Below are 23,260 nucleotides of genomic sequence, written 5' to 3'. Positions count from 1 at the left end.
TCTATTTCAGGCGAGCATAATGTAAAAACCAACATCAACAAAATATTTTGAACAGATTAATACAGTTACTTTAAGTCAAGAAAAATACCAATCCTTAAGCTTTTGTTTATCAGTGTTTTATTTTATTTATTGTTTTTTAAATTGATGATATATCGTTGATTTACTAAATATCACTACCGTCTGATATCCAGTTTTTTAATTTTAGAATTTAATGTTGTCGCCGGGATGCCCAAGAGTTCGGCTGCACCGCCAATGCCCGCGACCTTGCCTTTGCATAGCTCCAGAACCCTGATGATATGATCTCTTTCGTTGTCATTAATCGTTTTGATTCCATTTTGAGAAAGGGGTTCCTCGTTTTTGGCTCCAAGTTCGAGATGATCTGCATTAAGTTTCCCATTTGAAGACAGCAGTATACTTCTTAAAATTATATGCTCCAATTCCCTGATATTGCCCGGCCAGTCATACTGCATCAGCCGGTCCATAAAATCAGTGGGAATTTCCGGAATGTTTTTACCTACGGCCATTGCATGTTTCTGAACAAAATGTTTCGTTAATAATGGGATGTCCGTTTTTCGTCGGCAAAGCGGAGGGATGTGTATCGGAAAAACGTTAAGGCGGTAAAAGAGGTCGAGCCTGAATCTGCCCTTGGCGATCTCTTTTTCTAAATTGAGGTTAGTAGCGGCAATTATTCTCAAGTCAACAGAAATAGGTGCTTTGCCGCCGATCCGTTCAATTTCCTTTTCCTGTAATACCCTGAGGAGCTTTGCCTGAAGATCGAAAGGCATTTCGCCGATCTCGTCAAGAAAGATGGTACCGCCATTGGCCTCTTCAAATTTACCAATTCTGGTATTGATAGCGCCTGTAAATGAGCCTTTTTCGTGACCAAATAAAATGGATTCGATTAAATCTGCAGGTAATGCAGCACAGTTTACGGCTACAAGGGGTTTTGTATTTCGATGTGATAAGCGGTGCAGGCTTTTAGCAATTTCTTCTTTTCCTGTTCCGCTTTCTCCGGTAATTAAAACTGATGTATCCGTAGGCGCCACAATTTTGATCTTATCTAAAACAGATAATAGGGCGCTACTTTTGCCGATAACATTTTCAAAATCTTTTTTAGTTAAAAGATAGTGGTTGCTTTCTTTGTGTAAAATTGATTGTGTTTCCACTTTTTCAAGTTCTACAATATGGACCAGTTTTTTCTCCAGGGTGCCCGATAAAAAATTGAGCAGCTCTATATGGGCAGGTTGGTAAATATTTTCAGTTCTGCTGTAAAATGAAAAGCTAATTTGATCGCCATTTTCGAGGTAGAATGTTTTGACCAGATTGGAAGATAAATGATAGGTATTGGCCATTAAGTTTTTCATTGGCGCAGCCTTTTTAACCCCTTCAAAATCATCACCAATGTAAATGGCATCCGCAGTGGTTTCTGGTACCAATTGATTGATGGCATCGTATTCTGCCCTGCTTAAACCAGTATATTTCAAAAACTCATTGGCTGTAAATAAGTCGTACTGATCAAAGTTTTTTCTGGTAATCCCGATTTCACTGTATCGTTTTCCATCTTTTGCGATGCCCGAAAGTGCAATAAAATCAAAAGGGACATAAGGTTGAAAAGCACTAGCAATAGATAGAATTTTCTTTTGCCAGGTTAACGATTTCATGGAGATATCTACAATAAAATCCTGCATAAAGCGCTCGCTGCTCATTTTCATGTTATTGCTGTTTTCCTTGCGGTACCTGGCAATATCGATGCTCATCAAAACATCACGGTCGCGGTAAGGCTTAACAATAAACCCGTAAGGACAGGTAGACTTTGCAGCCTCCAAAACCTTTTCATTAGAATTTGCAGAGATATAAATAAAAGGAATTTCGCTTTTCATCAAATCATGCGCCAGATCAATTCCGGTTAGCCTGCCTTTAAGGTAAATATCCAGGAGAACCAGATCAACCTGGTGTTTTTCTAATAGGGCCTGCGCATTTTTTACCGAGTCGGCAATGCCAATAACCTGATAGCCGGCACGCTGCAAAATCATCTGCAGATCGTGGGCAACAATAAACTCATCTTCAACGATTAGGATTTTTTCAGTCATCACGCTCGTTTAATCATTTGGTAAAAATAAATCTTCATTAGAATTGGTAAAGATCAGGCTCACCGAAACACCGTTGTAACTTTCCATAATAAAAGTCCCGTCGATTTGTGCACTCAGCCCCTTCATCAAAATGATGCCCAATGTATTGCTTTGTTCGTAATCAAAATCAGGTGCTAACCCAATGCCGTTGTCTTTAATAAACAATTCGTAACGGTCCTCCTGCTGTTCTTTTAGCTTGATTACAATTTTTCCTCCAGGCATACCCTGGAAAGCATACTTGAAAATATTGGTAATTGCTTCGTTAATAATTAGACCGAGTGGAACAGCTTTCGAAATGTCCAGTTCGAGATTTAAAATATCCAGTTCAAAACTGATCTTTTTATCGTCGTTTATACTTTCCTTTAAATATTCAACCAACTCTACAATGTAAGGCTGAATATTTATGGTGGTAACATTTTCTGTTTGATAGAGCTTTTGATGGATCAATGCAATACTTTTTAGGCGGTGCTGACTTTCTTTTATGGCCTCAATTGCCGATAAATCTTCGAGGTAATAGCTTTGACTATTTAACAGGCTCATGGTAAGCTGCAGGTTATTCTTAACCCGATGGTGTACTTCCTTAATTAAGCTTTCTTTTTCTTCGATCAGTTTGTTTTTTTGCTGAACATTAACTTCCAGCTTAGCATAAGCGAGATCTATATCGGCCTTTTTCTTTACCAGTGTGTCATGAAGTTTCTTTTTCAACCGAAACCTGCCATAAATTAAAATGAGTACAATGGTTAAAAAGGCCAGACCAGTGAAGGTGGCATTTTTGATCCATTGGATGCGGTTGAGCTCCTGACTTTGCAATTGCGATTTCTTTCTGAGGATTTCATTATCATTTTCCTTTTGCGCAGCCTGGAATTCAATTTTCAATCGTTCAATAGTATTTAAATTCTCCTGGCTAAGCATAGAATCTCTAAGCTTATGAAAGGCTTGCAGGTGAATAATTGCCTCAGCCGGACGATCGGTAGATAAATCTATTTTGTAAAGGATCTCATTTAACCGGATCTGTCTTGGCAAGGTCATGCTGATCTGATTTTCTCTTGCCTTTTCTGCAAATTCTAATGCAAGCTGATATTTGTTCTGGGCAAAATAAAATTCGCTGGCTGAGAAGAAAACTGAAGTTTGGAAAGGGTTAGAATATGTTTTTAAGGTAGCATCTTCCAGCAGTTTATCAAAATACACTTTAGCCAGATCGTATTTTTTTAGCGCGGCGTAACACTCGCCAAATGCCAGAAATATAAAATATTGATGCCCACTTGATGGATTGCCAACTTCGCTCCATGTTTTTTGCAATATAGACAGTGCTTTTTTAGCTTCACCTAATTTGATCATTTGGCTGGTGATGGCATACGCTGTAATAAAGCGGAAAGGGTCTTTTTTATCGGGGCCGTTAAGCGTTTTGCTATACCATGAAATGCTTTCTTTAGCTTTACCCATAGCCTCGTAAGCAGAACCCACTCTGTTTAAATAAGTACCGAGCACTTCCTCGTGGCTGCTTTGAGCTGTTTTTACACTGAGCAATGCATAGTTCAGCGCTTTACTGAGTTCTCCTTTTCTTTCGTAGACTGCCGAAAGTAAATCGTAAGCCATTGGCAGATCGGGAAGTTTGAATTTCTTATCTAAAGCAATCACCTCAAAAAGCTCTTTTATCGATAAATCAAATTTTTCTTCCTCCAAATGGAAGTCGGCCATTGTTTTTAGGAGCGTTGCCTCTTTGTATTTTTCATCGAAAGATGTGCCTATTTCTTTATATAAGGCATGTGCATTGGCTGCCCGATTGTAAAATGTTTTGTTTTTATAATCAGAAACCGTATCAGGAACGTTGATATAATAAAAATACCAGGCGCTCGCTTCAAAATGCTTGTTACCAATTTTTTTTGCAATAGCAATTGCCTTTTCATAGGTGAGTGCCTGCTGCTCTCTTAAGCGCTGCTTATTCAAGAACAGGGCGTAAACCATCAGCGTATGGAATTCCCAGTTTGAAGATTTGAGTTGATTACTTAAAAAGTGCGCTTTTTGCAGATAAGGTAGTGCCTTTGCTAAATTTTCTCGTTTGTTTTCTTGTTGATTGATGAAATGATTTGCAATCTTAATCAGGTATTTTACCCGGTTTGTATCGGGGACGGATCCGGCAAGCAGTTTGTTCAGTTTTTGAAGTGAGTCTTTTTGATTTAAGTTGTTTTCCTGGATAATAGTTGAACTACTATGGCCTTTGAATATCACTAAACTGAAAATTCCGATCATAACCATGCAAATCACTAATTTATTGGTGTATTTGTGAAGTACAATGTTTCGAATCATTCTGTTTAATCTCATCCGTAATTATTTGTTAAGGATATGTTCCCGTTTAATTTTGAATTTTTTGATTTTAGAATTGAGGGTTGTGGCCGGAATGCTTAAGATTTCTGCAGCCCCGCCAATGCCGGATATTTTGCCATTGCAACGTTTTAGTATTGATAGAATGTGGTCGCGCTCGTTTTCGTGGATGCTTTTTATTTTTTCCTCATCTATATTGTTAATGGCCTCATTTCTATCTATTTTAGGTAGGTGGATCTCTTTTAGGATGTTGCCTGATGTTAACAGTAAGCTCCGCTCAATAAGGTGTTCCAGCTCCCTTACATTTCCTGGCCAGGGGTAAAGCATCAATTTATTCAATGCGCTTTTGGATATGGTGTTTACCTGCCGCCCGGTTTTCTTCGAAATGCGTTCTATGAAAAATGCTGCCAGGTGTGGGATGTCATCTAATCTATCCCTTAATGGTGGAATAGAGATTGGAAATACGTTCAACCTGTAATACAAGTCGCTTCTAAAATTCCCTTTTTCTACCTCTTTTAACAGATTCCTGTTGGTTGCGGCTATAATTCTGACATTTGTTTTAATTACACCTTTACCGCCAATGCGCTCAATTTCTTTTTCCTGTAGCGCTCTTAGTAATTTTACCTGAAGGTCGAGCGGGAGCTCGCCAATTTCATCCAAAAACAGCGTGCCATTATGGGCCAGTTCGAATTTTCCGATCCTTCGTTCTGTTGCGCCCGTAAAACTGCCTTTTTCATGGCCGAAAAGTTCACTTTCAGCCAAATTAGGAGGTATTGCTGCACAATTGATTTTAACCATCAATTCATTGTATCGAAGTGAAGAATTGTGTATCGCCCTTGCAATGAGTTCTTTTCCGGTTCCTGTTTCCCCAATAATCAGCACAGTACTGTCGGTGGCTGCCACAGCATCAATCAGTTGGAAAACACTTTTCAACGACTCGCTCTGTCCGATGATTTCTGTATGATTGTATTTATGCTGGATCTCTTCCTGCAGGTAACTTTTTTCTTCTTCTAATTTTTGTTTGTATTCATTAATTTCTATAAGCTGCTGTTCAATTTTTTCGTTTGCCAGGATGTTTGATATGGCTATCGAAATTTGCAGCGAAATGCCATGAAGCAGATCAAAATAAATATTCGATAACGAGTTTGCGTTTTTAGTGTAGAGGTAAAAGAAACCTATACAGCCTGATCGATCTACCATTTTGAGACCGATCATTTCTTTGATGCCTTTGTTATGCCAAAATCCCAGCCATGCCGGCGCATCAGCCCATGCTAAAACCTCTTCAACATTGAAAACGATTGGTTTTTCAGATGAAATCATCGCCCTGCACATGCCATCATCCAGCGTGTATTTTTCTGAAGCTTTAGGCGCTATGCCAGCTGTTTTAAGAAAATCTTCTTTCTGGTTGTAGATAAAAGCACTGTGCGTTTCCTCATCATCGTTGATCAAACAGATAACAAAATCATCAAAATCAAACAGTTTTTTTAGTTTTTGATCGATGACATCGAACAAATCAAGTTTGTTGCGTATAGAAGCGATTGAATTACTTAAAGATAACAGTGCCGCGGATTCTATTTCCTTTTGTTTAAGCTTTTTAAGCAGTAAAGTGTTCTCTTTTTCGAGAGCGGAGGCCTCGTTTGGGTCGAGGTGAGTATGCTTAATGTTGCGAAGTTCAGATAGATTACTCTTGCTTTCCATGAAGCTAAGGTAGGATTTATAAATTAAAAAATGATTTCAGATAGATTAAACGTGTAACGATATTTCGTTAGTATGCATTTTAATTGTTTGATTATTAAAATTTTATAATGTTTTGTTGTGTATACTTTTTTTATAATATTTCGTTATTGTATTCTAAATCATTTATCCCGCAGATTTAGGAGATTTCCGCAGAAGTTTCGTCATTGCTAGGAGGAACGACGAAGCAATCTTACTACTATAGAGGGGGCTACTAAATAGCGAAAGCATTAATTGCTTCCTGCCTCAGCAATGACGATTCGCCGATAGCAGTCATCTCCATTACAATGTTTAAGGGAATTAGGTAAACACTTAACTCTGTGTGCTTTGTGCCTTCCTTTGTGCCCTTTGTGGTTAAAAGATGGAAGGTGTAACATGGATAATGGAATAGTACACCCAACTCTGTGCACTTTGTGCCTTCCTTTGTGTTCTTTGTGGTTAAAAGAACATGCCTTTTTCTCAGCGTCCTTTGCGGTAAAAGAAATAATCTACAACTCTGTTTTTCTCCTTTTCTCTGTGGTTAAAAAACGCATAAACTAAATTGCGTGCTCTGCGCCTTCCCCTTATCGTTCTTTGCGGTAAAAGCAAAAGTAAAATTCGTAAATCAACGATATATGGTTAATCCTAAATAATGTATTTTTATGTAAGTTGTTGATATGTAGTGCTTTATTTGGTGGTATATTTCTTGGAACAATGAGGGAAACATAAAATATTTAATTATGAAACCATCACCAGACTTATTATCTCCTGAAAACCATGCATTAGTATTAATCGATTATGAAGGGCAAATGGCTTTTGCTACAAAAAGCATCTCCATTACCGAACTTCGTACCAATGTGGCTATTATTTGCGGCGCATCTAAAATCTTTAACGTTCCGACCATTGTAACCACAGTTGCTGAAGAATCGTTTTCTGGTCCTGTTTTTCCTGAAGTTGAAGAATTTTATCCTCAGGCTACTTCAAATTATATCGACAGAACTTCAATGAATACCTGGGAAGATGAACCCGCTTACAAAGCTATTACTGGAACAGGGAAAAAGAAAATTGTATTGGCTGGCCTTTGGACAGGCGTATGCATTGTTGGCCCGGCTTTATCAGCCTTATCAGAAGGTTTTGACGTTTTTGTGATCACCGATGCCTGTGGCGATGTAAGCAATGAAGCGCATGAGCGTGCCATTCAAAGAATGGTGCATGCAGGTGTAAAACCGGTAACTGCTGTACAATACATCCTTGAGCTACAAAGAGACTGGGCCAGAACCGAAACTTATGAGCCTGTAACCACCTTGATGAAAAAATATGGTGCAGGTTATGGTATTGGTATCCAGTACGCACACAAAATGATAAAACACTAATTGTCATTTAAGATAAAATGAACATTAATTATCCCCGTTGGGCGATTATAGCGGTAGTTTGTACTTGCTTTTCGATAGCAGGTGCATCCGGTCAAAGCATCAGGCTTATGCGCTACGATGAGGATTATAGCAATCTGAAAGATTCGGACAGGAATTTATACAATACCTTAAAATTCCTGCCGCTTTCAAAAAATAAAAAAGTATACCTCAGTTTTGGCGGCGAGATCAGGGAGGAATATGGAGGTAAAATTAATGAAGATTGGATCAAAGATCAAGGTTTCAATTATTCTTTTTTACAACGTTATTCGCTATATGCCGATTTAAATATTGGAGAAAGATTGCGGTTTTTTGCTCAGGTGAACAGTGCGCTCGAAAATGGGAGTAAGTACGGACCATCTCCGGTTGATGAAGATCAGCTTGCAGTGCAAAATCTTTTCGCAGAATACAGGATACTTAAAGACTCATCGAATAAATTGGCCATACGGGTGGGCAGACAGGAAATTAATTATGGTTCGGGCAGGTTGATTTCTGTGCGGGAGGGTACAACCGTTAGGCAGTATTTTACAGGCGCCAAACTGATGTATGCAACACCCCGGTTTTCGCTCGATGCATTTGTTTTAGAAGCCGATGAAGTTAATTTTGGGGTATTTGACAATCGTCCAAGCCATCAGGCTAATCTTTGGGGCGCTTATTCCAACCTCAATATCCAGAAAGGTGGAAACTTCGATTTCTACTATTTAGGCATTAGGCGTGACAATGCAGAATTTGAAGAAGGTATAGCGCAGGAAGTGCGGCATACTTTAGCTACCCGATATTGGAAAAGTGGCGGTGGTTTTATTTACAATATAGAAGCCGCCTATCAGTTCGGGAAATTTGGAAACGGCCATATCAATGCCTGGACAATGGCCTTTGAATTTGGTTATACTTTCGAAAAAACCAAATTTAAACCTTCTTTTAACTTGCGAAACGACTACATCTCAGGTGATCAAAAAGCAGGGGATGGGAAACTGCAAACCTTTAATCCTTTATATCCGAAAGGGGGCTATTTTGGTTTTAATCCACTCATTGGGCCATCAAATTTAATTGATTTACATCCCTATTTAACACTAAGCTTAACCGATAAATTAAGTGTCCAGGCTGATGTGGTTTTCAACTGGAGATATTCATTAAACGATGGGATTTATCGTCCGGGTGGAAATTTTAACACTGCAGGTTCCCTGTCCGGTCACCGGTTTATCGGTACAACCTATCTGCTCAGCGCGGATTATAAAATTAATAATAACCTTTCATTGAGTTGTGGGGGACAATATTTCAGGGTTGGTGATTTCATCAAAGATATCGTACCGCTCTGGGACAATTCAAAGTTTTTTAATGCTCAGGTATCATACAAATTTTAAACATAAGAAAATGAACTTCACTAAACAATCAAAATCTGCGCTACAAAACATCAGGGTAGCGGTAATTATATTTTCAGTATTTATTACAGGAACAGCATTTGCACAAACTACTACCGCACTGGGAACAGCCAAAGTTTGGGGTACGGTAGATGGAATCGCCATCGAAGGCGTAGTTCAGGGGCCATCGGCACAGGTTAGCGATTTGCAGATTGCCTGTGTTTTCGAACACACTGAAGGCGATATTTTTAATTCTCCACCAGCACTTCCGCCAGCTCTAAATGGTTTGGTACACCTGGATCAGGATCTGAAAGGTTTGATCACTGAAATCCGCAAAAGCGGCAAGTTTCTGGGGCATGCCAACGAAACCATTTTAATTTCTCCGCCAAAGGGAACCATAGGGGGTAAACGCCTGCTTTTAATCGGTCTTGGCGATCGGAATAAATTTACACCGGAACTGATGATCGGAGTTGGCAGTATCGCCATGCGGGAAGCACTTAAACTGGGTGTAAACAACTTTTCTTTTGCAAGCGATTTAAAAGATGCGGGGATCGACTCACCAACTGCATTGGTTGCCGGCAACGTGGTGAAAGGTATTTTCGAAGCCTACAGAACCCAAACCTGGTTAAAAGAAAAGAATATGGCAACCTTTAAACCGGTTGTTAAAGTGATTCTTTTAGCGGGACCGGCTTTTTTTACAACCGCTGGAGAAGGCATTCAGGAAGCAATTGCTGCCATTAAAAATTAAGATCTCAAACAGTTAATTCCTAAAAAGAAAATACCATGGATGCAGATATAATCTTATTCAATGGCAAGGTACATACCATTGCCAAACAAAAGGAAGAAATAACAGCGGTTGCCATTAAGGACGGGAAGTTTATCGCCATTGGTAATGATAGCGATATTATGAATTTTTCGGGTTCTGCAACAAGGCTGATCGACCTTAGCAAAAAACGGGTAGTTCCTGGCATTAACGATTCGCACATTCACTTAATCCGGGGTGGATTAAATTTCAATCTGGAACTGCGCTGGGATGGCGTTCCATCATTGGCCGATGCCTTGCGGATGCTCAAAGAACAAGTAGATATTACCCCGTCGCCACAATGGGTACGTGTAGTTGGAGGCTGGTCTGAATTTCAGTTTGCCGAGAGAAGAATGCCAACACTCGAAGAAATAAATGCCATTGCGCCCGAAACGCCAGTTTTTATTCTGCATTTATATGACCGTGCATTTATGAACCGTGCTGCGCTTAAAGCAGTTGGATATACAAAAGATACGCTATCTCCGCCGGGCGGAGAAATCCAGAGAGATGCAAAGGGAGAACCTACCGGATTGATCATCGCAAGCCCGAATGCCATGATTTTATATTCCACTTTAGCCAAAGGGCCAAAACTGTCTTACGAACATCAGGTAAATTCTACCCGTCATTTTATGACAGAATTAAACCGTTTTGGTATTACCAGTGTAATTGATGCAGGTGGAGGTTTTCAGAATTTTCCTGATGATTATAAAGTGGTAAACGAACTGAACGAGCAAAAGCAACTTACAGTTCGCATCGCCTACAATTTGTTCACACAGCGTCCAAAGCAGGAATTTGAAGATTTTGACAACTGGACCAACACTGTAAAACTTTATCAGGGCGATGATATGTACCGCCACAATGGCGCAGGTGAGATGCTGGTTTTCTCGGCAGCCGATTTCGAAGATTTTCTTCAGCCAAGGCCAGACCTGTCGGATAATATGGAACCCGAATTGGAGCGCGTCGTGCGTTTGCTGGTCGAAAAAAGATGGCCTTTCAGGCTTCATGCCACATACAATGAAAGCATTGGCCGCTTTTTAAATGTTTTTGAAAAGGTAAATAAAGACATTCCTTTTGCAGGTTTACCATGGATTTTTGATCATGCCGAAACCATCGACGAGCGAAATATCGAACGTGTAAAAGCATTGGGTGGTGGTATTGCCATTCAGAGCAGGATGGCTTATCAGGGCGAATATTTTACAGAACGTTATGGTGCAAAAGCTGCGCTACAAACACCACCGATAAAAAAGATGCTCGAAATGGAAGTTCCTGTGGGGGGCGGTTCTGATGCCACACGTGTAAGCAGTTACAATCCATGGGTTTCGATGTTTTGGTTAACGGCAGGTAAAACAGTTGGCGGTTTAAAGATTTATAATGAAGACACCGTATTAACCAGGGAAACCGCCTTAGAACTGTACACCAGGGGTAGCGCCTGGTTTTCGAACGAACAGCAAAAGAAAGGCGATATCGAAGTGGGTATGCTGGCCGATTTGGCCGTATTGAATCACGATTACTTCCAGGTGGCCGATGAGCAGATCAAAAGTATCGAATCTGATTTAACCATTGTTGATGGTAAGATTGTTTATGCCAAAGGCGATTTCTCTTCCTTTTCACCACCAAAAATCCCGATTCTACCAGACTGGTCGCCGACGAAAAGTTATAACGGATATTATTCTCCGGCCACTCATCAAAAAAATCAACAGGGAAAAACAAAAGGCGCTAGTGGTGCCGATTCTGTTTTAGCGATGGTGCATTCCTGCGTGGGCAGTTGTAATGTGCACAACCACAATCACGATGCGGCTAGAACCAGTAACCTGCCTGTAAACAATTACACTGCATTTTGGGGCGCATTGGGTTGTTCATGTTTTGCTTTTTAAAATATGGAAAATATCATTAAATACCTTTTATATTCTGATTTGGGATCAGACCTTAATAACTGGGCGGTACTTATTTTCAGGGTACTGCTCATGCTCGAGCTCTTCAGGGTTCATGGAATGAAAAAGTTCAGGGTTCAAAATGGAGAAAAGGAGCATGTACCCAATCCCCTGGGATTGCCCGATAAACTGAATGGTTTAGTAGCTACCTTTTCTGATACGCTTGTACCATTTCTCGTGGCCATAGGTTTAGGAACAAGGCTTTTCCTACTCCCGTCTATAGGCGTAACGGCAATTGGTTACTTTGTAGTGCATAGAAAAGATTCAATAGAAGTGCGCGATGTACCCTACATGTATACGCTGGCGATGCTTTTTTTATGGGTAATCGGACCTGGTACTATTTCAATAGATCATTATTTATTCAATACACTTTTTAATTAATATAAACATCAAAATCACAAAATCATGGAAGCTAAAATTGGAATCAGCGCAGAGAATCTTGCAGAGGTTGCACATTCATTAAGCAAAATTCTTGCGGATGAATACGTTTTATACACTAAAACACGCAAAGCACACTGGAACGTAGAAGGACCAGACTTTTACAACAAACACAAATTTTTCGAAGAACAATACACACAATTGGAAGATATTGTTGATGAAGTTGCAGAACGCATCCGCAAACTGGGTCACTATGCCCCCGCGTCACTTAAACAGTTTCTGGAATTAACACATTTGACTGAAGACGACCGTGGCAAAAACGATGCGCCAACTTTTATCAAAATGTTGCTTGCCGATCACGAAAGTATTTTAATTCATTTAAGAGAAAACATCAACAATTATGCGGGTGCATTGAAAGATGCCGGAACAAGTGATTACATCACAGGCTTGATGGAAACACATGAAACCATGGCCTGGATGTTAAGGGCTCATTTATCATAAATAAAAGACAGAATGGAAGAAAAACAGAATAATATCTGGTTTGTAACCCTCATCTTAACCATTATAGCTGGTTATTGTGATACAATTACCTTTGTAGCCGCCGACAAAATTTTCTCTGCACATGTTACCGGTAACTTTATTGTATTCGCTTATCAAATGATCAAAGGCTCTGATGGCGATGCATGGATCAAGCTGCTAACTTTCCCAATATTTATGCTCTCGGTTATGGCTGGTGGCTGGATATCGGCGAGATTTTCGAACAGGCATTTTCTGCTTTTATGCGAAGGGATTATTCTTTTGCTGGGGGGGACAATCGCCTATTCGCTCGGCTATATCGATAATGGAGAAATTACCTGGCCGATGTACCTGGTTACCATGATTGTTGTTTTTGCCATGGGTTTACAAAACGCCTTCGGGAAACTTTTTGCAAAAGAAACCTATGGGCCAACAACTATGATGACGGGGAATGTAACCCAGTTCGCACTTGATATCAGGTCTTTTTGCAATTCTGGTTTTAAAAATGCCGATTTCCTTTCGGGCGTAAAAAAAGGACTGATCACGCTCGGCGGTTTTTTAACCGGATGTCTGCTAGGGGCGTGGATCGGGCAGCTCTTTGGTCTGGTTGGTATTGTGTTACCCGGCGTTGCCATGGTTATTTGCTATTACAGTACAAAACCAGGTATAAACGATGTTAAACTTTAAAAAATGTGGACCAGAAATAGCGCAATCATTTTATTAAGCAAGAACATCAAATTTTTGTTGATCGCTTTTGTTCTGATAAACCCTGTCTTTGTAAAAGGGCAGGGCATCAGGACAAAAGCAGAGGTAGAAGTTGCTGAAATAAAACTGCGCAGGCTTGGACAAACTGAAAATAAGGTCGATTTGTTAGTGGATGCAGGGACATATTACCTCAATTTACCTGGCGAAGTAAAAGCAGATTTAGCTACTGCGATGAATCTCCAGGGGCAAGCTTTTGGCCTGGCTCAAAAAATCGAATATCCTAGAGGGATAGCAAGAAGTATAGTGCTCAAAGGCAATATTCTCCGCGAATCAGGAGATAAGGCTGGAAGTACTAAAACCTATAATCAGGCAATCGCTTATACGAGCAAATTCGACCTGAAAGATCAGTTGGCAGAAGCTTATGCGGCAATAGGGGCACTTTTTAGCAATGAAGGAACGGATCTTGAAAAAAAGATTGGCTACAATGAAAAATCGCTGGCTTTATACCGTCAGACTGGCAATAAGTTAGAAGAGGGTAACTCGCTTAAAAACCTGGGCGATTATTACAATATAAAAGGCCAACCGGCTTATGCCATTAAACTGATGGATTCATCACTCGCGGTTTACAGAGCCATTGGATTTAAGGAATTACAGGGTGTTTATAACAATATGTGTATCACCAATATTAGCCTTGGTAATTTTTCAAATGCACTCAAATACGGTTTGCTGGCTGAGAAAACGGCAGACCAACTGGCGGATACAAGTTTACAGCGAAGTTCGATAAACAACCATTTGGGGTTAACGTATTATTACCTGAGGAATGATCAGAAAGCCTTGGCTTACTGGTTGGAGGCCAAAAGAATTGCAGAACGGTATAAAGATGCCGGTTACATGCAAACCATTATGGCCAATGTGGCCACCATTTATGTTAGGATGAAAAAGTTTGAAGAGGGGATAGCGGCGCTGAAGGAACTGATTAAAAAATATCCGCCTACTGATACCCAAATGAAGCTGCGGATCCCATACATTTTGTTTAACACCTATTACGATATTGAGCAGTATGGCAAGGCCGAGCCCTATTTTAAGGAATTGCAAAAGTTTCACCACGATCTGCCTAAGGATGATCCGAATCAGATCTATTTATACCGCAGTATCATCCGGAAACTGATCCATGATAAACAGTTTGTAGCTGCAGATGGTTATTTAAAAGAACATGAAAAGCAAAGTTTACAGCAGAAAAACTTACTGGCGCTTTCGCAGTTGCACAGGCTTTGGTTTGATGTAGATTCGGCACTAAATAGGCCTTGGTCGGCAGTAGCACATTATAAAACCTATAAAAGATTAAACGATTCTATCTGGAATAACGATAAGAACAAGCAAATTTCGGGTTTAGAAATTGAATACCAAACCGAGAAAAAGGATAAAGACATCGCGTTGCTTAGCCAGAAAAACCAATTGCAGAAAGCTGCGATCGAAAATGAAGGCAGGCTGAGGTATATATTTATCGCCGGTCTTTTGATTGCCGCCATGTTTGTGGGATTGATTTATAACCGTTATCGGCTAAAAAGGCGCAGCAACCTCGTTTTAGAACAAAAGCAGGGCGAAATCAACGCGCAGAACGAACTGCTCAGGAAAATACTCAACGAGAAAGAATGGTTGCTGCGTGAAATCCATCACCGGGTTAAAAATAACCTGCAGATTGTCATTAGCCTACTCAATACCCAGTCGGCTTACCTGGATAATGAAGATGCCTTGGTGGCCATCAGAAATAGCCAGAACCGCATGCATGCCATGTCGCTCATCCACCAGAAGCTTTATCAATCTGATAACCTGGCTGAAATTGATATGAAGTGGTACATCAAAGAACTGGTCGATTATATGATCGAGTGTTTTGGTACTGATAATAAAATCCAGTTCACATTAGAAACAGAGGCCATTAAATTAGATGTTGCACAGGCCGTTCCGCTTGGCTTAATCCTGAATGAGGCCATTAGCAATGTGATTAAATATGCGTTCCCGGCTGATAAAAAAGGTAAAGTGCATATTTCTTTCCTGTTTATAGGCGAGGAGATCTGCGAACTGAAAATCGCGGATACCGGGATCGGTTTACCAGAAGGTTTCGATCCTGAAAATACCGAATCACTAGGGATGAGTTTAATGACCGGCCTTACCGAACAGCTTAACGGTGAGATTAAAATGTGGAATGATGATGGCCTCGTGCTTGATGTCATCTTTAAACGTCACAACGAATTAATTACAGAGACCTCAGCATTATTAATCAATAAAAATTAAACGATATGAATAACAATATTTTAGGCTTGCACCACATCACGGCGATTGCAGGCAATGCACAGCAAAACTTCGATTTTTACACCAAAATATTGGGTTTAAGATTGGTGAAAAAGACGGTAAACTTTGATGATCCGGGTACCTATCATCTTTATTATGGCGATGAAACCGGATCAGCAGGAACGATTCTTACTTTTTTTCCCTGGGATGGTATTGGCCAGGGGATCGAAGGAGTAGGTATGGCAACAGAAATTGGCTACTCGGTACCTGCAGATAGTCATGCATTCTGGTTAGAGCGATTTGGCACAGCTAACATTAAAACAAAAGAAATTACCGAACGTTTTGGAGAGCAGGTATTGGCTTTTAAAGATCCGGACGGCCTGTCGCTGAGTTTAATTGTGCCTAATATAGCAGATACAAGAACGCCATGGGAAACCGCTGATGTTAAAAAAGATGCAGCAACCAAAGGTTTTCATAGCACCACTTTAACCTTGCAAAGTATAGATGAAACAGCAAAAGTACTTACCGATCTGTTTGGTTACCGTTTATTGGCGCAGGAAGGAAACCGTTACCGTTTCATTACCGATACCGTAGAAAATGCAGCCATTGTCGATCTGCTGGAAGTTCCGGTTGGTCACAGGGGAAGAAATGCTGCAGGTACAAACCATCATGTTGCATTCCGTGTTAAAAATGAAGAGATTCAAATGGAATTAAGGGAACAGATTTTGAGTAAAAATTTACAGATCACCCCAAAAATTGACCGAGACTATTTTTATTCCTTATATTTCCGTGAACCAGGGGGCGTACTTTTCGAGATAGCAACCGAAAACCCGGGCTTTACCGTTGATGAGCCTTTAAATGAATTGGGTACTCATTTAATGTTGCCACACCAACACGAGCATTTACGTGGCGATTTAGAAAAATTACTACCAAAACTAACTTAGAAAATATGGCACAAGTAAAATTAAACATTCAGGAAGGCGAACCAAGTTCGTTCGATATTTATGATGAAGACGGAAAAGTCGGCGAAATGATTTTCGACATCAAGGATAAGGATTTAACCGTTTACCATACCGAAGTAGATCCTTCAAAAGAAGGAAAAGGTTATGCCAAAATGCTGCTTGATGCGATGGTGGCCTATGTCCGTGAAAACAAATTGATGGTCATCCCGATGTGTCCTTATGTGCACATCCAGTTCAGACGGCACGAAGATTTATACCAGGATATCTGGAACAAAGTAAAAGAAGAAGAATAGCGATGATAGAACTTATAAAAGCAGGAAAAAGCTTTGATCAGGCTGAAAAAGTGCTGATCATGATCCATGGTCGTGGCGGAACGGCACAGGATATTTTATCAATGGCAAGATATCTAAATGTTTCTGAGTTTGCATTGGTAGCGCCGCAAGTTGCAGGTAACACCTGGTATCCGCAATCATTTTTAGCGCCGCGGGAATATAACGAACCTTCCTTATCTAATGCTTTAAACACCATAAAAGAAACTGTGCTAGATCTGGAAAAAGAAGGTTTTTCAAAAGAACAGATCTACTTTCTGGGTTTTTCGCAGGGTGCCTGCTTAACGCTCGATTTCGTGGCCGCAAATGCGGCACGTTATGGTGGAGTGGTGGCTTTTACAGGTGGTCTTATCGGCGAAGAGCTAGATCACCGCAATTATCACGGCGATTTTGATGGAACACCAATCTTTATTGGAAGTAGCGATCCCGATATGCATGTACCTGTATCGAGAGTAAAAGAATCAACAGTTTTACTCGAAGAAATGGGGGCGCAGGTTACCGAAATTATTTACGAAAACATGGGACATACCATCAGTCAGGCAGAAATTGCACAGGTGAATAAGTTAATCTTTAAGGATTAATGCCGAAATGGAAAAAGAAACGGGTAGAATAGAGGCTTTTAGCGATGGCGTTTTTGCTATCGCTGTTACACTTCTCGTGCTCGAGCTCCATGTTCCTGAACTGAAGGATGGTGATACCCCGGTACATTTATTGGAAGCACTTAAAATACAATGGCCGGGTTATATTGCCTTTATCATTTCATTTTTCAGCATATTCATCATCTGGGTAAATCACCACAAAGTTTTTAAACAGATATACAGACGAAACACAGGACTGATGTTTGCCAACGGACTCATCCTCTTCCTGGTTTCGCTTGTTTCTTTTCCTAGTGCCTTATTGGCCAGGTTTTTTCTTTCGGATTCGAAACAGCTTTCCGTTACCATTTATACCGGATTGTTTGTTTTGATTAACCTGGCCTTTAACCTGTTGTGGCAACAAGCTACTTCGGATAAAAAATTATTGCGCCCCGGAATCAGTGATGCCGCCATCAGGCAACTCCGGAACAACTATCTGTATGGCTTTCCAACCTATTTAGCCGCTTTTGTTGTTTCATTTTTCTATCCGGATTTAGCCCTGAGCATTTGTGTTTTACTCTGGGTTTTCTGGGCAGCATCATCAAAGAAAATCAACTTTACCGAAACACCTACTTTGTAATTAAAAGGATTTGATTGATGAAAGATGTCAAAATTATAGCATTTGATCATGACTAATCTCTTCTACTATATTTCGTATCCGAAATCGCCTTTTAGCGAAATATCGTGAGCTATTTATTGGCTTGGTATTCGTCGTAGTACATTAACGCCATATTCCTGCATTTGGCATGTTCTTTGAATTCGCGGGTTTGAACAATAAGCAAAGACCAATCCCTTTCGAATCAACCCTCAATCGTTCAGTGATGATGAATAATCATCCGGATGTTGTTCGTTTTGGTAATTGCATTACAATTTATTCATTCACTTCCCGGATAAATATTCCGGGGAAGATCAATTATAAAAAATGAGAACGCAGGAATCAGATTTTAGCGCCCATACGAATGTTGATGGCAATGATGTTAAACCCAATTCTTATTTCGAAACACGGGCCAGAACAGTAGCGGAACAAGAAAAGAATTTTACGCTAAGAGAACTGTTTCGAGGTGTGTTTTCTAAATTACATCCTCTATTCTCGATTGATTGTGGTGCATTAATTCTTTATAACGATGAAACAGACCATATTACAAGAGCGTATCTCACAGAGGCCATTTCAGGAGAAATCTCCTGCACCGAAATCATTTCCGATCCGGTTAGCCTTTCGCTGATTACAAAAGAAATTTCAGGTTTTGATTTTCCTGTGCTCAAATCGCGGCAAGACTGGATAGCTGAATTTGGTGAGAACCATTGCTTAAACAATCATCCCAGCGAATATTATTTTCATTGTTATATACCTTTAGCGCATAACGGTCGCATATTGGGTACTTTTGAGCTTCACAATCATAACCGGGAATTAAGTGCAGAAGGATTGACTTTTTGCTGTAACATTGCTGATTTTATTGCCGGACTGCTAGCTGCAATCGGGGCAGGACCTGTAGCTGAGTCCAATATTAAATCGACGGTTAAGTCTGAATTGATAAACGAGCCCAAAATATTGACGTTTGCTGATGAGAGAATTAAGCAGCTAGAAAAAGAAATTGAAAAACTGCGTACGCAGCTTGCTGAATACCTCACTTTTAAGCCAGAAGAATCATTCGGAATTTTTACACACCCCAAAATTATTGGCAGTAGTCCGGAAATGCAGGAAGTTTACAGACTGCTCAACCGGATTTCCTCCACAGAAACTACGGTATTAATTTTAGGAGAAACAGGAACGGGGAAAGAATTAATTGCCAAAGCCATTCATGATGAATCTGTAAGAAGTCAGAAAACTATGATTAAGGTGAATTGTGCCGCCATTCCACCCAATTTAATCGAATCAGAACTTTTTGGCCACGAGAAGGGGAGCTTTACAGGTGCCACCGAAAGACGGATAGGCAAATTCGAACAGGCCCATAAAGGTACCATCTTCCTGGATGAAATAGGCGAGTTACCGCTCAATCTGCAAGTCAAATTACTGCGTGTTTTACAGGAAAAAGAAATAGAACGTGTGGGCGGCAAAACAACCATCGCAACTGATGTCCGCATTATCTCGGCCACAAACAGAAATCTTTTGACCGAAGTGGAGGCAGGACGGTTCAGAAGAGATTTATATTACAGGTTAAATGTTTTTCCGGTTTTATTACCACCGCTTCGAAACCGTAAATCAGATATTGCCAGCCTTGCCAATTTTTTCCTAGCGAAATTTGCCAAAAAGTCGAATAGAAATCTCGATGGATTTTCAAAAAAAGCAATTTCTACCATGATGGCTTACAGCTGGCCCGGGAATGTAAGAGAATTGGAGCACCTCATAGAAAGGCAGGTGGTGATGGCAGAGGGAAATGTAATTAAGGATATTGAAATTCCGGGCAATAATAAACAATCCTTATCTTCAGTCGCGCCCGTTAAAACCATATTTGAAAACGAACGTGATCATATTTTTGCTGTTTTAGAATTATGTAACGGGCGGATTTCCGGTCAGTATGGCGCGGCCAAGTTATTGGGTGTTCCCGCAACCACATTAAATTCGAAAATTAAAAAACTAGGCCTGGCCAAGAAGCACAGTTATTAATGCGCTTAAGGCCATACTTATGCTTAACCTTTTGAAGAGCTTATTGAAATGGCGATATCTTCTGAAATTTCAAAAAAAATATCGCCATTTTCATGGGGATAATGATTGGCCTAAATATCCAATTCGTAAGAAGACCGGGAGGCTTTATCTGCCTGGTCTAACAAATCGGCGTCGTGTTCTGCAGCGCTTTCATCACTGATGATTGTGCTTTGATTAAGTGCATCTTCTTCGCTGGTTAACGCATCTTCCTTATCATCAGAAAGTTCTTCTTTATCTGGGTCTGTAATCATGGCTTTTTTATTTAAAGATAACCATTTAAATGAATTTTAACCGCTCTTTTTTGCTTTTTAAATGCATTGAAAAATTCATTTCCTGCTCAGCTATTTTTACCAATAATTCTACTTGAATTTTGTCATAAATTCACTTTATATCGTCAGTTTTTTATTGTTTATTTCTTTTTAAGGTTTTGTTTTACAATGTTTTGCGAGTTGGTTTGTTTTTTGTTAAATTAACACATCTTCTTAAAAGATTAAAAGATTATGGATCACGAGAACTTAAAACACATTGGAGAAATGACTTCTCTTTCTGAAGTGATTAATGCGCTTACTCAGCAGGGTTATACTGTCGATTTTAATCTTAAAAGTAATCAGATTGATGGTGGAAAAAATCCGTTACAAGAATTTCCCGATCAGTTTTTAATTGATAAATATTATCGTTTTGAAGGCGAATCCGACCCTGATGATGAAGCCATCGTTTATGCCATATCATCTGTTGATGGCGAGATTAAAGGCTTACTGGTAAATGGTTACGGAACTTCTTCTGAAAATTGTGGGGATGAAATCATTAAAAAATTAAAAACCAGAGCCTACTAAGGAACTAACGATGAATAAGCTGAAACTATACGGTAAACCAGATTCGCCCGAGATTTACCCGATAAGGGATTTTTTGAAAAGAAGTGTTGTCGATTTTGATTGGTTTGATATTACGCATGATGATTTAGGCTGGGGCCAGGGCATTACCTCGTTCAATAATCCTGATAAACATCCGGTGATCGAGTTTCCCGATGGCAAAATAATTGTTAACCCCAGTTTAGAACAGATTGCCTGTAACCTGGGATGGATTACGCAGCCAAAATATAAAGAATACGATCTTTCTATTTATGGTGCTGGCCCTGCAGGTTTAAGTGCTGCCGTTTATGCCGCATCAGAGGGTTTAAAAACTATTTTAATTGAGCGTGAGGCAATAGGTGGTCAGGCAGGTACGAGTTCGCTGATTGAAAATTATCTTGGTTTTCCCGAGGGGATTTCGGGGGCAAGCCTTGCTGAAAGAGCAAGGCAACAGGCTTTAAAATTTGGTGTCGAAATCTTGCTTTTGAAAGAGGGAATTAAAGGCACATTTTATGACAATAAAATCCACGTTGACTTTGCCACTGGCGAAAAGTTAGTCGCTAAAACAAATATATGTGCAACCGGAGTGGAGTACGCAAGATTGGATCTTCCAGACGAAAGCCGGTTTTTTCATAAGGGTGTTTATTATGGGGCCGGCGCAAGCGAGGCATTTTTCTGTCAGGATAAAGACCTTTATATTGTTGGCGGAGGAAACTCAGCCGGCCAGGCCGCTACCTATTTTTCTGGCTTTGCCAAACGCGTTTTCATGGTGATCAGGAAGGGCAATCTTGCCGAAACCCTATCCGAATATTTGATTCAGAGAATAGCCAACATCAAGAATATTTTTGTGTTGTATCATTCGCAGGTAACAGCCCTTGAAGGTGATGATTACTTACAGCGGATCAAGATTGTAAATAGCGAGGAGGGAACAGCGCAATGGCACGATACTTCAAAATTATTTATCTGTATCGGCGGAAAGCCAAATACGGAATGGGCTGCCGAAACCGCCATCTGCAGAGACTCGAACGGCTACCTTTATACGGGCAATGATTTGCTTAGTCTTGATCAATATAAAATGTGCTGGACAGCAGACAGACCACCTTATCATTTAGAAACCAGTGTTCCAGGCTCATTTGCCGCCGGCGACGTGCGGTTCAATTCAGTAAAGAGAGTAGCCTCGGCTGTGGGCGAAGGAGCCATGGCCGTTACTCAGGTTCATCAATACTTATCAAAACTATAATTATGGACAGTAATCAAATTTGTAGTCATATCGGAGCCATAAAAGAACTAAAACTGGCAAAAGAAAGGGTATGCGAACTATGCATAAAACAAGGTACAGATTGGGTACATCTCCGTACCTGCCAAACCTGTGGAGTTACTTTGTGCTGTGATTCGTCGCCAATGCAACACATGTCGCACCACTGCCGGACAGAAAAACATCCGGTTGTCATTTCATCCGAACCAGGTGAGAGATGGATGTATTGTTTTGTTGATGATGAAATAGCGGAATATTAACGCATTTTGGTGGAGAGGCTTAAATCAGCTTGGGTTAAAGAAGTTTGGCCTTTGTATGCCCATAATTTATTATTATTGTACTCTTAATCTTTGGCAATAAGTATTTTATGAATGATTATGGCAGCAGTAGCGATGTTGATTTAGTAGAACTATTAAGATCAGGAGATAGGAATGCATTTGCCGAAATTTACAACCGCTACAAATTTATTCTCCATAACCATGCCTGGAACAAACTTCGAAGTAAAGAGGAGGCCCAGGATCTTATCCATGAGGTATTTTCGATGCTTTGGGATAAAAGAGAGCAACTGCCGGTAAATAGAAATCTTTCAGGTTATCTCTATAGCTGCGTGCACAATCAGTTCCTCAATATGGTTGTTCATAAAAAAGTAAAAGACAGGTATATATCCTCCATTGCTGAGTTTGCCACGAGTGGAACAGTACAAACGGATCATTTAGTCCGCGAACGGATGCTTAAAGACATCATCGACCGGGAGATTGATGAACTGCCTCCGAGGATGAAGGAGGTATTCTTGCTCAGTAGAAAACAGCACCTTAGCCATAAAGAAATAGCACAGCTAATGGGTACCAGCGAGCAGACGGTGAAAAAGCAAATGGTTTATGCCCTGAAAATCCTTAGAAAGAAATTGGGCCTGGTATTATATCTGGTGATGTATCTTTTTTATCCCAATCTATAAAAATATTTTTTTTATACCTCCTGCGTCAGGGTTTCTTGTCTTACTTACATCTCCGTACCCGGGGATATTTAAAAGACGAA

At 40.2% G+C, this 23,260-nt stretch carries 21 protein-coding genes; 17 read left to right on the top strand and 4 right to left on the bottom strand.

Annotated elements, in window-relative coordinates:
• Positions 1-173: 173 nt before the first annotated feature.
• The 3 genes from FFJ24_RS26505 to FFJ24_RS14670 are packed head-to-tail and all read right to left on the bottom strand — an operon-like array spanning position 174 to position 6,149.
• Positions 174-2,090 (bottom strand): sigma 54-interacting transcriptional regulator, encoded by a 1,917-nt coding sequence (locus FFJ24_RS26505; RefSeq protein ID WP_138817945.1) that lies wholly within the window; start codon positions 2,088-2,090, stop codon positions 174-176.
• A gap of 9 nt (positions 2,091-2,099) precedes the next feature.
• Positions 2,100-4,436 (bottom strand): sensor histidine kinase, encoded by a 2,337-nt coding sequence (locus tag FFJ24_RS14675; RefSeq protein WP_168202482.1) that lies wholly within the window; start codon positions 4,434-4,436, stop codon positions 2,100-2,102.
• Positions 4,437-4,457: 21 nt separating this feature from the next.
• A complete protein-coding gene (locus tag FFJ24_RS14670) occupies positions 4,458-6,149 on the bottom strand; it encodes a sigma-54-dependent Fis family transcriptional regulator (protein WP_138817943.1) in 1,692 nt (563 codons plus the stop codon).
• A 755-nt stretch (positions 6,150-6,904) separates the two neighbouring features.
• On the opposite strand from FFJ24_RS14670, the gene FFJ24_RS14665 reads away from it, so the two are divergent.
• From FFJ24_RS14665 to FFJ24_RS14605, 13 genes are all read left to right on the top strand, one after another.
• Positions 6,905-7,537, top strand: coding sequence for a hydrolase (locus FFJ24_RS14665; RefSeq protein ID WP_138817942.1), 633 nt, complete (start codon positions 6,905-6,907; stop codon positions 7,535-7,537).
• A 17-nt stretch (positions 7,538-7,554) separates the two neighbouring features.
• Entirely contained in the window at positions 7,555-8,934 is a 1,380-nt protein-coding gene (locus FFJ24_RS14660) for an alginate export family protein (RefSeq protein WP_138817941.1), read from the top strand.
• Positions 8,935-8,944: 10 nt separating this feature from the next.
• A complete protein-coding gene (locus tag FFJ24_RS14655; RefSeq protein ID WP_138817940.1) occupies positions 8,945-9,679 on the top strand; it encodes a M17 family peptidase N-terminal domain-containing protein in 735 nt (244 codons plus the stop codon).
• Between the two features lie 35 nt (positions 9,680-9,714).
• Positions 9,715-11,607, top strand: coding sequence for an amidohydrolase (locus FFJ24_RS14650; RefSeq protein WP_138817939.1), 1,893 nt, complete (start codon positions 9,715-9,717; stop codon positions 11,605-11,607).
• A gap of 3 nt (positions 11,608-11,610) precedes the next feature.
• Positions 11,611-12,045, top strand: coding sequence for a DoxX family protein (locus FFJ24_RS14645; RefSeq protein WP_138817938.1), 435 nt, complete (start codon positions 11,611-11,613; stop codon positions 12,043-12,045).
• A 24-nt stretch (positions 12,046-12,069) separates the two neighbouring features.
• Positions 12,070-12,543: a Dps family protein gene (locus FFJ24_RS14640; RefSeq protein WP_138817937.1), complete on the top strand. Its 474-nt coding sequence runs from the start codon at positions 12,070-12,072 to the stop codon at positions 12,541-12,543.
• Positions 12,544-12,555: 12 nt separating this feature from the next.
• Positions 12,556-13,245, top strand: coding sequence for a YoaK family protein (locus FFJ24_RS14635; protein ID WP_138817936.1), 690 nt, complete (start codon positions 12,556-12,558; stop codon positions 13,243-13,245).
• Between the two features lie 3 nt (positions 13,246-13,248).
• Positions 13,249-15,555, top strand: coding sequence for a histidine kinase dimerization/phosphoacceptor domain -containing protein (locus tag FFJ24_RS14630; protein WP_138817935.1), 2,307 nt, complete (start codon positions 13,249-13,251; stop codon positions 15,553-15,555).
• Positions 15,556-15,560: 5 nt separating this feature from the next.
• Complete coding sequence (locus tag FFJ24_RS14625) at positions 15,561-16,496, top strand: ring-cleaving dioxygenase (RefSeq protein WP_138817934.1); 936 nt, start codon at positions 15,561-15,563, stop codon at positions 16,494-16,496.
• Between the two features lie 5 nt (positions 16,497-16,501).
• Complete coding sequence (locus FFJ24_RS14620; RefSeq protein WP_138817933.1) at positions 16,502-16,807, top strand: GNAT family N-acetyltransferase; 306 nt, start codon at positions 16,502-16,504, stop codon at positions 16,805-16,807.
• Between the two features lie 2 nt (positions 16,808-16,809).
• Complete coding sequence (locus tag FFJ24_RS14615; RefSeq protein WP_138817932.1) at positions 16,810-17,424, top strand: alpha/beta hydrolase; 615 nt, start codon at positions 16,810-16,812, stop codon at positions 17,422-17,424.
• A 7-nt stretch (positions 17,425-17,431) separates the two neighbouring features.
• Complete coding sequence (locus tag FFJ24_RS14610) at positions 17,432-18,058, top strand: TMEM175 family protein (protein ID WP_138817931.1); 627 nt, start codon at positions 17,432-17,434, stop codon at positions 18,056-18,058.
• 342 nt (positions 18,059-18,400) lie between these two features.
• A complete protein-coding gene (locus tag FFJ24_RS14605) occupies positions 18,401-20,083 on the top strand; it encodes a sigma-54-dependent Fis family transcriptional regulator (RefSeq protein WP_138817930.1) in 1,683 nt (560 codons plus the stop codon).
• Between the two features lie 110 nt (positions 20,084-20,193).
• Here the strand turns inward: FFJ24_RS14605 and FFJ24_RS14600 are convergent, their stop codons facing one another.
• A complete protein-coding gene (locus FFJ24_RS14600; protein ID WP_138817929.1) occupies positions 20,194-20,373 on the bottom strand; it encodes a hypothetical protein in 180 nt (59 codons plus the stop codon).
• A gap of 249 nt (positions 20,374-20,622) precedes the next feature.
• Between FFJ24_RS14600 and FFJ24_RS14595 the strand changes: the two genes are divergently transcribed.
• The 4 genes from FFJ24_RS14595 (at position 20,623) to FFJ24_RS14580 (ending at position 23,180) form a co-directional block, all read left to right on the top strand.
• On the top strand, positions 20,623-20,955 hold the full coding sequence (locus FFJ24_RS14595; RefSeq protein WP_246862621.1) for a phosphoribosylpyrophosphate synthetase: 333 nt from the start codon (positions 20,623-20,625) through the stop codon (positions 20,953-20,955).
• 10 nt (positions 20,956-20,965) lie between these two features.
• On the top strand, positions 20,966-22,210 hold the full coding sequence (locus tag FFJ24_RS14590) for an NAD(P)/FAD-dependent oxidoreductase (RefSeq protein ID WP_138817928.1): 1,245 nt from the start codon (positions 20,966-20,968) through the stop codon (positions 22,208-22,210).
• Between the two features lie 2 nt (positions 22,211-22,212).
• Entirely contained in the window at positions 22,213-22,485 is a 273-nt protein-coding gene (locus tag FFJ24_RS14585) for a UBP-type zinc finger domain-containing protein (RefSeq protein ID WP_138817927.1), read from the top strand.
• A 107-nt stretch (positions 22,486-22,592) separates the two neighbouring features.
• Positions 22,593-23,180: an RNA polymerase sigma factor gene (locus tag FFJ24_RS14580; protein WP_138817926.1), complete on the top strand. Its 588-nt coding sequence runs from the start codon at positions 22,593-22,595 to the stop codon at positions 23,178-23,180.
• Positions 23,181-23,260: the final 80 nt, after the last annotated feature.

Source organism: Pedobacter sp. KBS0701, assembly GCF_005938645.2.
Classification (GTDB): Bacteria; Bacteroidota; Bacteroidia; order Sphingobacteriales; family Sphingobacteriaceae; genus Pedobacter.
The sequence above is the reverse complement of the archived record's forward strand: the minus strand, read 5'-3'. Positions and strand labels throughout refer to the sequence as shown.